The sequence below is a fragment of the Sulfitobacter profundi genome (assembly GCF_042661425.1).
In the GTDB taxonomy this organism is placed as follows: Bacteria; Pseudomonadota; Alphaproteobacteria; order Rhodobacterales; family Rhodobacteraceae; genus Sulfitobacter; species Sulfitobacter profundi.
The window spans coordinates 973,529-985,549 of sequence record NZ_JBHSWA010000001.1 but is presented as its reverse complement, the minus strand read 5'-3'; the positions used below and the strand labels follow the sequence as shown (position 1 = coordinate 985,549).

The following is a 12,021-nucleotide window of genomic DNA, read 5'->3' as shown; positions in this document are numbered from 1 at the left end:
CAGATGATCCTTTGCTGCGGAGAAGCCCTGATCGATATGATCCCAACCCCAACCACCGCAGGCCCCGACGGCTTTGTGCCCCATGCGGGCGGAGCGGTCTTTAATACGGCCATCGCCTTGGGGCGGCTCGGGGCGCAGGTGGGGATGCTCTCGGGCCTGTCGTCTGACATGTTCGGGCGGCAGTTGGTCGATGGGCTGAAGGCCAGCCATGTGGATGTCTCGCATCTGGTGGTGTCCGACCGTCCGACGACGCTGGCCTTTGTTCGGCTGGTCGGTGGCCATGCGACCTATGATTTCTATGACGAAAACTCGGCCGGGCGCATGATCACGCCGGGGGATATGCCCGCGCTCTCGGCTGAAGTCTCGGCGCTGTATTTCGGCGGGATCAGCTTGGCTTGCGAGCCGGGCGCGGATGCCTATGCAGATCTGCTGGCGCGAAACGCCGAAGGCCGTGCGGTGATGATCGACCCCAACATCCGCCCCGGTTTCATCAAGGATATCGAGCGGTACCGCCAAAGGCTCGACCGGATGCTGGCGCTGTCGGACATCGTGAAGGTATCGGATGAGGATCTGAACTGGATCAACCCGGCGCCCCTGTCGCTGCGCGATAAGGTGGCCGAGTTGTTGGCCAAGGGGCCGTCGGTTGTCATCCTGACCCGTGGGGGCGAGGGGGCAATGGGCTATCTCGCCAATGGTGAGGAGGTGCAAGTGCCTGCCGTGAAAGCCGAAATCGTCGATACGGTGGGGGCGGGCGATACCTTCAACGCAGGCGTTTTGGCAAAGATGTCTGAGCTGGGTCAGCTCCATAAATCCGCGCTCGCCACCCTTTCGCCCGAAGTGTTGACCGAGGCGCTGGCCTATGGCGCGCGCGTCGCCGCCGTGACCGTTTCGCGCGCCGGGGCGAACGCGCCTTGGGTAGAGGAAATATGAAATGTTGAAGAACCGCCTATCTTTTTCGCTCAGATATGTTAGCGCTACCATTGGCCGCCCTGAGGAGGGCGCAGGAGGGATGGCGATGGCTTTGAGCAGTCGAAAACATGGTGCCGCCGCGCATCAACGCAGGCAGGAGGGCTGACCCCATGGTATCGCGCGTAATCCCCGTTGACCCTTTCGACCTTGTCATTTTCGGCGCGACCGGCGATCTTGCCCGGCGCAAGATCCTGCCCGGTCTGTTCCACCGTTTCACCGTCGGCCAGATGCCCGAAGGCGCACGGATCGTCGGCGCGGCCCGCTCCGAGCTTGATGCTGATGCCTTTCGCAAGATGATCCGCGACAGCCTGCTGGAGTTCGCCCCCAAGCTCGCGCAAGAAAGCGTCGCCTTGGAGCGGTTCCTTGGCATGGTACATTACGTGCGCGTGGATGCCTCGGGCGATGCGGGCTGGGCGGATCTCAAAGACCTGATGCGCGACGATGTCGTGCGGGCTTTCTACCTCTCGGTCTCGCCGTCGCTGTTCGGGACGATCGGCGGCAAGCTGCATGACCACGGCATCGCCACCGCCGACAGCCGGATCGTCGTCGAAAAGCCCTTTGGCCATGATCTGGAAACCGCGCAGGCGCTGAACGCCGATCTGCGCGCCAATTTCGATGAGAGCCAGATTTACCGCATCGACCATTACCTCGGCAAAGAGACGGTGCAGAACCTCATGGCGCTGCGTTTCGCCAATGCCCTTTGGGAGCCGCTGTGGAATTCCACCCATATCGACCATGTTCAGATTACGGTTTCCGAGAGCCTCGGCGTTGAAGGGCGGGGGAGTATTACGATAAATCCGGCGCCATGCGCGACATGGTGCAAAACCACTTGATGCAGCTTTTGTGTCTGACGGCGATGGAGCCGCCCTCGCGTTTTGACCCCAACGCGGTGCGTGATGAGAAGGTGAAGGTGATCGAGGCGTTGGAGCCGGTCGTCCAGAAGGACATCGCCCGCGGCCAATACCGCGCCGCGCAGGGCGAGGGCAGCTACTGCGATCATGCGGGCGACCCCGACAGCCGCACCGAAAGCTTCGTCGCCATGAAGGTAAAGATTGCCAATTGGCGGTGGGCGGGCACGCCCTTCTATCTGCGTACGGGCAAAAAACTGCGTGGCCGCAGTTCCGAGATCGCAGTGATCTTCCGCGACCCGCCGCATATGATCTTCCCGGCGATGGAGGGCCATAAAGGCAACGCCCTGATCATCCGCCTGCAGCCTGACGAAGGCATCACCCTGCGCAACACCATCAAAGACCCCGGCCCCGGTGGCATGCGTCTGGCCGAAGTGTCGCTGGATATGACCTTTGCCGATGCTTTGGGCGAACAGGCCACCCCGCAAGACGCCTATGAGCGGCTAATCATGGACGTGATCCGCGGCGATCAGACGTTGTTCATGCGCGGGGACGAGGTCGAAGCCGCTTGGGCTTGGGCCGATCCGATCATTCACGGCTGGGAAGAGACCCGGCAACCCCCGTACCCCTATGACCCCGGCAGCTCAGGCCCCGAAGAGGCGCTGATGCTGATGCACCGCGACGGCCGCCGCTGGCGCGAGATCACACGAAAGGACGACCAATGACCCTGCATTCCACGATTGACCGCGTCACCGACCGTATCATCGCCCGCAGTGAGGCGACCCGGCGCCCCTACCTCGACCGAATGGAAGCCGCCCGCGCCAAGGGACCGGCCCGCGCGCATCTGTCCTGTAGCGGACAGGCCCATGCCTATGCCGCGTCTGGCGAAGACAAGGATCGGCTGGCGACCACCAGCGCAGGCAACCTCGGGATCGTGACCACCTACAACGACATGCTCTCGGCGCATCAGCCGTTTGAGCGTTACCCTGATTTGATCCGCGACGCGGTACGTTCCGCAGGCGGCACCGCGCAGGTAGCGGGCGGTGTGCCTGCGATGTGCGACGGGGTGACCCAAGGCGAGGCGGGGATGGAACTGTCGCTGTTTTCGCGCGATGTGATTGCCCTGGCGGCGTCGGTGGCACTCAGCCACAACACCTTTGACGCGGCGGTTTTCCTTGGGGTCTGCGACAAGATCGTGCCGGGGCTGGTGATCGCGGCGCAGGCGTTCGGGCATCTGCCAGCCGTCTTCCTGCCCGCCGGGCCGATGGAAAGCGGGCTGTCGAATGACGAAAAGGCCAAGGTGCGCCAGCAGTTTGCCGCGGGCGAAGTCGGGCGCGATGCGCTGATGGCCGCCGAGATGGCCGCCTATCACGGGCCGGGCACCTGCACCTTTTACGGCACCGCCAACACCAACCAGATGTTGATGGAGTTCATGGGGCTGCACCTGCCGGGGGCAAGCTTTGTGCCACCGAACGGCATGCTGCGCGATGCGCTGACCCAAGAGGGCGCGAAACGGGCGCTGGCGCTGAGCGCTCTGGGCAATGACTACACGCCCGTGGCTTCGATCCTTGATGAAAAAGCGTTCGTGAATGGGATCGTCGGGCTCAATGCCACGGGCGGGTCGACCAATCTGCTGATCCACCTTATCGCCATGGCGCGGGCCGGGGGGATCATTTTGGATTGGGAGGATTTCTCGGACATCTCCGACATCACGCCGCTGCTGGCACGGGTCTATCCCAACGGTCTGGCCGATGTGAACCATTTCCACGCGGCGGGGGGCTTGGCTATATGATCGGTGAATTGCTGAAATCCGGTCATCTGCACCCCGACACCCATACCGTCGCCGGGCAGGGGTTGGAGCATTACACCTCCGAGCCGAAGCTAAAGGCCGATGGCCTGGTTTGGGAGAAGGGCGCGGGCGAAAGCCTGAACGAGAAGATCCTTCGCCCCGCCAGCGATCCTTTCCAGCCCACTGGCGGGTTGCGGCGCATGGCCGGATCGCTTGGCACCGCTTGCATGAAAGTCTCTGCCGTGGCGCCCGAACACCACATCATCGAAGCCCCGGCGCGGGTCTTTGCGGATCAGAATGAGGTGAAGGCAGCGTTTAAAGCGGGCGAGCTGACCGACGACGTGATCGTTGTCGTCCGTTTCCAAGGGCCAAAGGCCAACGGTATGCCCGAGTTGCACAGCCTGACGCCGCTTCTGTCGATTCTTCAGGGGCGCGGTCAGAAGGTCGCGCTGGTCACCGATGGCCGCATGTCGGGGGCCTCGGGCAAGGTGCCCGCAGCGATCCACGTCAGCCCCGAGGCGGTCGACGGCGGCCCCATCGCGCGGGTGCAGAATGGTGATATGCTGCGGGTTGACGCGGTGGCCGGTACGCTTGACGTGCTGGCCGAAGGGTTCGATGACCGTCCCAATGTCACCGCTGATCTTTCTGCTTACCATGCCGGGACGGGGCGCGAGTTGTTCGCTATGTTCCGCGACACAGTCGGTTCTGCTACCACCGGCGCAACCATTTTTGGAGGCTGATCCATGACCCTTACTGCAAAAGACGCCAGCCGTCGCACCCGCGAAATCTGTGCGCTTGCCCCGATCGTGCCTGTGCTGGTGATCGAAGATGTCGCCGACGCCCGGCCCTTGGCCGAAGCACTGATCGCTGGAGGGCTGCCTGCGTTGGAAGTGACCCTGCGCACGCCTGCTGCACTCGACGCGATTGCGGCCATGGCCGAAGTCACGGGCGGCCATGTGGGGGCGGGAACGCTGATCACCCCCGAAGACGTGCGCGCGGCGAAACGGGCGGGGGCGACCTTTGGCGTCTCACCGGGTGCCACAGATGCGCTGATCGCCGCCTGCGAGGAAGAAGACCTGCCACTGCTGGCCGGTGCCGCCACGGCGAGCGAGGCGATGCGGCTGTTGGAACGTGGCTATGACATGCTGAAATTCTTCCCCGCCGAAGCCTCTGGCGGGGCGCCTGCGGTCAAAGCCATCGGCGCACCGCTACCGCAGATCACCTTCTGCCCGACTGGCGGCGTTAGCCCGGGCAATGTGGAAAGCTACCTGAGCCTGCCCAATGTGCTTTGCGCGGGCGGCAGTTGGGTGGCCCCGAAGAAACTGATCGACGCGCAGGATTGGGCAGGGATCGAAGCGCTGGCGCGTGCAGCAGCGCAATCAGGAAAGGCGGGCTAATCCCCTAAAGGCTGGTGGCAGTTTGGCTTTGGCGACGGCCATGGAAAGCCTGCCGTCAACAGACCCTTGCTGGCTGGCCGAACTTATCTCTATATTGACTTTAGTTTACGCGCGCAGCGTTACGTCAAGGGAGGGTTAAGATGGGGCAGCAAAAAATCCGCAATATGGAGGAGTTTGCCGCTGTAAGTGGCATTTCCCGGCCCACGCTGTCGAAATACTTTAACGATCCCGACAGCGTACGGCGCTCGACCCGCGAGAAGATTGAAGCGGCGCTGAGCCAGCATGACTATCGCCCCAATGTCTATGCGGTGAACCAAAACCGCCGCAAAACCCGCAACATCGGCGTTGTCGTGCCCAACCTCTCCGACCCGTTCTTTTCCGAGATTGGCCGCGAGGTGGAACTGGCCTGTCTGGCGGCGGGGTATAGTCCGATCTTGCTCAGCTCGCACGGCAACCCGGCGCAAGAGCGGGCCAATCTCGACTCGCTTCGGGCGCTGAAACCTGCGGGCGTGCTTTTGGCGCCCTTCGGCAAAGCCTCGGACCGGGAGGCGATCGCGCGCTTTTGCCGGGATGTGCCCGTCGTGACCTTTGACGCCAATGTCGAAGGGGTCTGTGAGGCTTTCGTGGGTACCGACAATTTTCAAAGTGTGGAGTTGATTGTCGAATATCTGTGCCGCAGCGGAGAGCCGCCCTGCTTTTTCGAGATGAAGACACCCAGCAACCCCAATGCCAATAAACGCCGTCAGGCTTATCTAGAGGCGATGGAGCGGCACGGCTTTGCACCGCATATCTATCAAGTGCCCGGCGAGGGATGGAATTTCGAAGAGATCGGCGCGACCGAGGGCGGGCGGCTGATCTCAACCGGTGCATTTGAGACGGATACAGTGCTGTGCTCGAACGACCGTCTAGCCATCGGGATGCTGTCAGCGGCCTATGAGTTGGGGCTGCGGGTTGGCCACGGCAAGGATTGCGTCATGCGGATCGCGGGGCAGGATGACCACCCGTTCTCGCGCTACACCTGTCCGCCGCTGACCACCATCGCGCAGGATTATGGCGCCATCGCGAATCGTGCGGCCAGCACCCTGTTCCGCATTATCGAAAGCGAAACGCGGCTGGCTGAGCGCGAAGAGACGTTATTTGAGGGCAAACTTGTGATGCGGGCCTCTGCGTAACCCCTTGAGTTCGCAAGTTGCCTGAAAAATAATTAACGCGCGTAAAATTTAAGTTGACGGCGCGTTATGTGGATCGCTAGTCTTGCTTCATCATCTATAGAGGGAGGAACTATCGATGTTCTCGAATAAATCATTGCAAGCCGCGACAGCCATGTCCCTGATCATGGGCGGCGGCGCTTTTGCTGAGACGATCACCATCGCCACCGTGAACAACGGCGACATGATCCGGATGCAAGGCTACACCGACAAATTCACCGAAGAGACCGGCCACGAAGTGGAGTGGGTCACGTTGGAAGAGAACGTGCTGCGCCAGCGCGTCACCACCGACATCTCGACCAAGGGCGGTTCTTTCGACATCATGACCATCGGCATGTACGAGACGCCGATCTGGGGCGCGAACGGCTGGCTGGTGCCGCTGGACGACCTCAGCGAAGACTATGACGCAGACGATATCCTGCCCGCCATGGCCGGTGGTCTGAGCCACGAAGGCACGCTTTACGCCGCACCTTTCTATGGCGAAAGCTCCATGATCATGTACCGCACTGATCTGATGGAAAAAGCTGGCATGGAAATGCCGAAAGACCCGACTTGGGAATTCATCCGCGAAGCTGCGGCTGCCATGACCGACCGTGAAAACGACATCAACGGCATCTGCCTGCGTGGCAAGGCCGGTTGGGGCGAAGGCGGCGCGCTGATCACGGCGATGTCCAACTCCTTTGGCGCACGCTGGTTCGACGAAGACTGGAACGCCCAGTTCGACACCGAGGCTTGGGCCAACACCATCAACTTCTACAAAGACCTGATGGATGAAAGCGGCCCTGCGGGCTACGCTTCCAACGGCTTCAACGAGAACCTCTCGCTGTTCCAGCAGGGCAAATGCGGCATGTGGATCGACGCCACCGTGGCGGCGTCCTTCGTGACCAATGCCGATGATTCCACCGTGGCCGACAAGGTTGGTTTTGCGCTGGCACCGGACACAGGTCTTGGCAAACGTTCCAACTGGCTCTGGGCCTGGGCGCTGGCGATCCCGGCGGGCACTCAGAAAGAAGATGCCGCGAAAGAGTTCATCGAATGGGCCACCTCGAAAGACTACATTGAGCTCGTTGCCGAGAACGAAGGTTGGGCCAACGTTCCTCCCGGCGCGCGCAAGTCGCTCTATGAGAACCCCGAGTATCAGAAAGTGCCCTTCGCACAGATGACACTGGACTCGATCCTGTCGGCTGATCCTGAGAACTCCACCGTCGATCCGACGCCTTATGTCGGTGTTCAGTTCGCCGCGATCCCAGAGTTTGCAGGCATCGCGACCGACGTGAGCCAAGAGTTCTCTGCCGCCTATGCCGGTCAGCAGACCGTCGAAGAGGCACTTGAGAAGGCACAGGACCTGACCAACGACGCAATGGAAGCTGCTGGCTACCGCTAAGCCGCCGCTTCTCCGGCACAAAGGGCGGCGAACACCGCCGCCCTTTTCCGCCCAACCACCTGATATGATACCCTTCACCTAAACGCGGCATCCGCCGCCTGCAGAGGAGATGTGCCCGATGGCTACCCAACATTCCCGATCAGCGGCACGCCTGATGATGGCCCCTGCGGTGGTCTTGCTCCTTGGATGGATGCTCATCCCGCTGACCATGACGCTCTATTTTTCCTTCAAGAAATACCTGCCGATGCGCGGCGGTGATCTGGGCTGGGTGGGGTTTGACAACTACGTGCGTTTCGTCACCTCGAGCGCCTTCTGGCCCTCGGTGATGACCACGCTGATTATCGTCGGCGGTGTGCTGGCGATCACGGTAGGCTTGGGCATCTTGCTCGCCATCCTGTTGAACCAGCCGATGTGGGGGCAGGGCTTTGTCCGCATCCTCGTCATCGCGCCCTTCTTTGTTATGCCCACCGTTTCGGCGCTGGTGTGGAAGAACATGTTCATGGACCCGAACTACGGGCTTTTCGCCTACCTTTGGGAATTCTTCGGGGCGACCCCGGTGCAATGGATGAGCCAAGCCTCGCTGACCTCGATCATTATCATCGTGTCATGGCAGTGGCTGCCCTTTGCGACGCTGATCCTGCTCACCGCGATCCAATCGCTTGACCGCGAGCAGCTTGACGCTGCTGAGATGGACGGCGCCCCCGCCACCAAACGTTTCGCCTATATCACCCTGCCGCATCTGGGCCGCGCGATCACCGTGGTGATCTTGATCCAGACGATCTTTCTGCTGTCGATCTTTGCGGAGATTTTCGTGACCACGGGCGGTGCCTTTGGGACCAAAACACTGACCTATCTCATCTTCCAGCGGGTGCTGGAAAGCCAGAACATCGGCCTCGGATCGGCAGGCGGTGTCTATGCAATCATTCTCGCCAATATCGTTGCCATCTTCCTGATGCGCATCGTCGGCAAGAACCTGGACGCCTGAGGAGGAGACATCATGGCACGCGCAGTCACCAGACAACGCAAGATCGTCAACACGGCCCTCGCATGGGGTATCGGTTTCCTGATCTTCTTCCCCATCCTTTGGACCATCCTCACCAGCTTCAAGACCGAAGCACAGGCCATCGCCGATCCGCCGATCTTCCTCGGCTTTGATTGGACGCTGGCCAATTACGAGGCGGTTCTGGAACGCTCGAACTACGGGCGCTTCTTGTGGAACTCGATTATCATCGCCGGGGGCTCGACCGTTCTTGGCATCTTGATTGCGGTGCCCGCCGCATGGTCGATGGCCTTTGTGCCCGGCAAGCGGACCAAAGACATCCTGCTCTGGATGCTCTCGACCAAGATGCTGCCCGCGGTGGGTGTGCTCTATCCGATCTACCTGCTCTGCATCCAGTTCGGTGTGCTCGACAGCAAGATCGCTTTGGTCATCATCTTGATGCTCATCAACCTGCCGATCATCGTCTGGATGCTTTATACCTACTTCCGCGAGATCCCTGGCGAGATCTTGGAAGCGGCACGGATGGATGGGGCAAGCCTGCGTGAAGAGGTGCTCTATGTCCTCACGCCCATGGCGATCCCCGGCATTGCCTCCACGCTGCTCTTGAACTTCATCCTCGCATGGAACGAAGCCTTCTGGACGCTCAACCTCACAGCGGCCAAAGCGGCACCGCTCACAGCCTTCATCGCGAGCTATTCCAGCCCCGAAGGTCTTTTCTACGCGAAACTCAGCGCGGCCTCGACCATGGCCATCGCGCCAATCCTCATCCTCGGCTGGTTCAGCCAGAAGCAGCTTGTCAGCGGCCTGACATTCGGCGCAGTCAAGTAAGTAAGGGACAGTCACATGGGACAAATCAAACTCAATCAGGTTTCCAAAAGCTTCGGCGATGTGGAAGTCATTCCGCCCCTTGATCTGACCATCGAAGACGGCGAATTCACCGTCTTCGTCGGCCCCTCGGGCTGCGGGAAATCTACACTGCTGCGGCTGATTGCGGGGTTGGAGGATATCACCTCGGGCCATATCGACATCGACGGCACGGATGCGACCCATGTGCCGCCCGCGAAACGCGGTCTGGCGATGGTGTTCCAATCCTACGCGCTTTACCCGCATATGTCGGTGCGCAAGAACATCGCCTTTCCGATGAAGATGGCCGGGCTGCCTGCGGATGAACAAAACCGTCGGATCGAAGCGGCTGCCAAAGCGCTGAACTTGACTGACTACCTTGACCGTCGCCCGGGCCAACTGTCTGGCGGTCAGCGCCAGCGGGTCGCTATTGGCCGTGCCATTGTGCGGGAGCCTTCGGCGTTCCTTTTCGATGAGCCGCTGTCGAACCTCGACGCCGCGCTGCGGGTGGGGATGCGTCTGGAAATCAGCGAGCTTCACAAGCGGCTGGCTACGACGATGATCTACGTCACCCACGATCAGGTCGAAGCGATGACCATGGCCGACAAGATCGTCGTGCTGCGCGCGGGCTATATCGAACAGGTCGGCACCCCGCTTGAGCTTTACTACAAGCCGCGCAACGAATTCGTCGCGGGTTTCATCGGCTCGCCCAAAATGAACCTCATCAAAGGTGCCGAAGCCGAAGCGCGCGGCGCGCCGACCATCGGCATCCGGCCCGAGCATTTTGACGTCTCCACCACCGAGGGCGCTTGGGAAGGCACCATCGGTGTGGCCGAGCATCTGGGCTCTGACACCTTCTTGCACATCCACGGTGTCGCGGGCTGTGACCCGATGACCGTGCGTGTGGATGGGGAGTTGTCGGTCAAACATGGCGACCGGATTTTCCTCACCCCGCAGGCGGACAAGCTGCACCGGTTCGATGCGCAGGGCCTTCGGGTCGAGTGATGCAAGCGACAGGAACGACAGGCCGACCCCCGCACCCTCTCCCCGGTGCGCGGCCCTACAAGGATGTGGATCATGGATAAACTGGTAGACCTCTCGAACGCGACGCTGGGCGATCTTGATATCGCGCGGCCCACCTATGACCGCAGCGCCCTGACCCCCGGCATCGTGCATATCGGCGTCGGCAATTTTCACCGCGCGCATCAGGCGTGGTATCTGCACCGTCTGATGCAGAACGGCCAAGCGCATGACTGGGCGATCCTCGGCGCGGGCGTGCGCCCCTATGATGCGGCGATGCGCGAGAAGCTCTTGGCGCAGGACTGTCTGACGACGCTGATCGAACTCGACCCCGCGCAGACCTCGGCCGAGGTTGTGGGCTCCATGATCGACTACCTGCCGATCGAGGAAGGCAACGGCGCTCTGATCCGCGCCATGGCCGATCCGGCCATTCGCATCGTCGGGCTGACGGTCACGGAAAGCGGCTATTACATCGACCCCGTCAGCAAGGGCTTTGACGCGGCCCACGCCGATATCGTCCATGACGCGGCGAACCCTGACACCCCGCGCACCGCCTTTGGGGCCATCGTCGCGGCCCTGCGGCTGCGCCGCGATGCGGGGCGGGGGCCGTTCACGGGGCTAAGCTGTGACAATCTGCTAGGTAATGGCGATATCCTGCGCCAAGCGGTCGTTTCGCTGGCGCGGATGTCCGACCCGGCGCTGGCCGATTGGATCGAAGCGAACGGCAGTTTCCCCAACTCTATGGTCGATTGCATCGCCCCGGCCACCGGCCCCGCCGAGATCGCGCAGGCGCGAGAGTTTGGCGTGAACGATGCGGCACCCGTCACGCATGAAGCCTTTCGCCAATGGGTGATCGAAGACGACTTCTGCGCAGGCCGCCCCAACTGGGATCAGGTGGGGGCCACCTTCTCGGACGATGTGCATGCCTATGAAAAGATGAAGATCCGTATCCTCAATGCGGGCCATCAGGTTTTGGCGAACGTCGGTGAAGTGCTGGGGATCGAGACGATTTCGGCCACCATGGCGCATCCGGCGATCCGCGCGATGTTCCACCGCGTACAGGCCGAAGAGATCACCCAGACGGTAGCCCCGGTGCCCGGGATGACGCCGCTGGCATACCTCGATCTGATCGAACAGCGGTTCTCGAACCCGCGTATCGTCGACACCACGCGCCGCGTCGCATTTGATGGCTCTGCACGGCACACCGGTTTTGTCCTGCCGATCTTGCGGGATCAACTGGCGGCGGGGCGCTCAGTCTCTGGCTTGGCCTTGGTCGAAGCTCTCTGGGCGCGGATGTGTGCAGGCACGCGCGAAAACGGCAGCGAGATCGTGGCGAATGATCCGATCTGGGACGATCTGCAATTCGTGGCGCAGGCCGCGCGGGAACGGCCCGAAGCGTGGCTAGAGCAAGACCGCCTTTACGGTGATCTGGCGCAGGTCGACGCCTTCCGTGATGCCTTTGTCGCTTGGCTCACGCTGATCTGGGACGAGGGCGCCGTCGCGGCGATGACCGCCTATACGCAGGACGGTCAAAGCAACGGTCGCGCCAGCAAAGCAGGCTAA

General features: G+C 61.6%; 8 protein-coding genes and 2 pseudogenes. All 10 read left to right on the top strand.

All coding sequences use genetic code 11. The annotated features are described in order from the left end of the window. Positions 1-3 precede the first annotated feature (3 nt). The 10 genes and pseudogenes from ACFQAU_RS05215 (at position 4) to ACFQAU_RS05170 (ending at position 12,021) form a co-directional block, all read left to right on the top strand. A complete protein-coding gene (locus ACFQAU_RS05215) occupies positions 4-930 on the top strand; it encodes a carbohydrate kinase family protein (protein WP_132444688.1) in 927 nt (308 codons plus the stop codon). Between the two features lie 149 nt (positions 931-1,079). Further along, positions 1,080-2,542 (top strand): annotated as a pseudogene (gene zwf / locus ACFQAU_RS05210) (glucose-6-phosphate dehydrogenase). After that, a pseudogene (gene edd, locus ACFQAU_RS05205) lies at positions 2,539-4,346 on the top strand (phosphogluconate dehydratase). The pseudogenes zwf and edd overlap by 4 nt, the downstream one beginning before the upstream one ends. A gap of 3 nt (positions 4,347-4,349) precedes the next feature. Beyond that, a complete protein-coding gene (gene eda / locus ACFQAU_RS05200; protein ID WP_132444682.1) occupies positions 4,350-5,003 on the top strand; it encodes a bifunctional 4-hydroxy-2-oxoglutarate aldolase/2-dehydro-3-deoxy-phosphogluconate aldolase in 654 nt (217 codons plus the stop codon). A gap of 140 nt (positions 5,004-5,143) precedes the next feature. Next, positions 5,144-6,175, top strand: coding sequence for a LacI family DNA-binding transcriptional regulator (locus tag ACFQAU_RS05195; RefSeq protein ID WP_132444680.1), 1,032 nt, complete (start codon positions 5,144-5,146; stop codon positions 6,173-6,175). A 115-nt stretch (positions 6,176-6,290) separates the two neighbouring features. Further along, entirely contained in the window at positions 6,291-7,595 is a 1,305-nt protein-coding gene (locus tag ACFQAU_RS05190; protein ID WP_132444678.1) for an ABC transporter substrate-binding protein, read from the top strand. Between the two features lie 118 nt (positions 7,596-7,713). Then, positions 7,714-8,580 (top strand): carbohydrate ABC transporter permease, encoded by an 867-nt coding sequence (locus ACFQAU_RS05185; protein ID WP_120350206.1) that lies wholly within the window; start codon positions 7,714-7,716, stop codon positions 8,578-8,580. A gap of 12 nt (positions 8,581-8,592) precedes the next feature. Further along, positions 8,593-9,423, top strand: a complete 831-nt coding sequence (locus ACFQAU_RS05180) for a carbohydrate ABC transporter permease (protein WP_067625898.1) — start codon at positions 8,593-8,595, stop codon at positions 9,421-9,423. Positions 9,424-9,438: 15 nt separating this feature from the next. Beyond that, positions 9,439-10,443: an ABC transporter ATP-binding protein gene (locus ACFQAU_RS05175; RefSeq protein WP_120350207.1), complete on the top strand. Its 1,005-nt coding sequence runs from the start codon at positions 9,439-9,441 to the stop codon at positions 10,441-10,443. Between the two features lie 72 nt (positions 10,444-10,515). Beyond that, positions 10,516-12,021, top strand: a complete 1,506-nt coding sequence (locus ACFQAU_RS05170) for a mannitol dehydrogenase family protein (protein WP_132444676.1) — start codon at positions 10,516-10,518, stop codon at positions 12,019-12,021.

Coding starts and splice junctions, on each gene's coding strand:
- ACFQAU_RS05185 (WP_120350206.1), top strand. CDS start 7,714: ATGGCTACCCAACATTCCCGATCAGCGGCACGCCTGATGATGGCCCCT.
- ACFQAU_RS05180 (WP_067625898.1), top strand. CDS start 8,593: ATGGCACGCGCAGTCACCAGACAACGCAAGATCGTCAACACGGCCCTC.
- ACFQAU_RS05215 (WP_132444688.1), top strand. CDS start 4: ATGATCCTTTGCTGCGGAGAAGCCCTGATCGATATGATCCCAACCCCA.
- ACFQAU_RS05195 (WP_132444680.1), top strand. CDS start 5,144: ATGGGGCAGCAAAAAATCCGCAATATGGAGGAGTTTGCCGCTGTAAGT.
- ACFQAU_RS05170 (WP_132444676.1), top strand. CDS start 10,516: ATGGATAAACTGGTAGACCTCTCGAACGCGACGCTGGGCGATCTTGAT.
- ACFQAU_RS05175 (WP_120350207.1), top strand. CDS start 9,439: ATGGGACAAATCAAACTCAATCAGGTTTCCAAAAGCTTCGGCGATGTG.
- ACFQAU_RS05190 (WP_132444678.1), top strand. CDS start 6,291: ATGTTCTCGAATAAATCATTGCAAGCCGCGACAGCCATGTCCCTGATC.
- eda (WP_132444682.1), top strand. CDS start 4,350: ATGACCCTTACTGCAAAAGACGCCAGCCGTCGCACCCGCGAAATCTGT.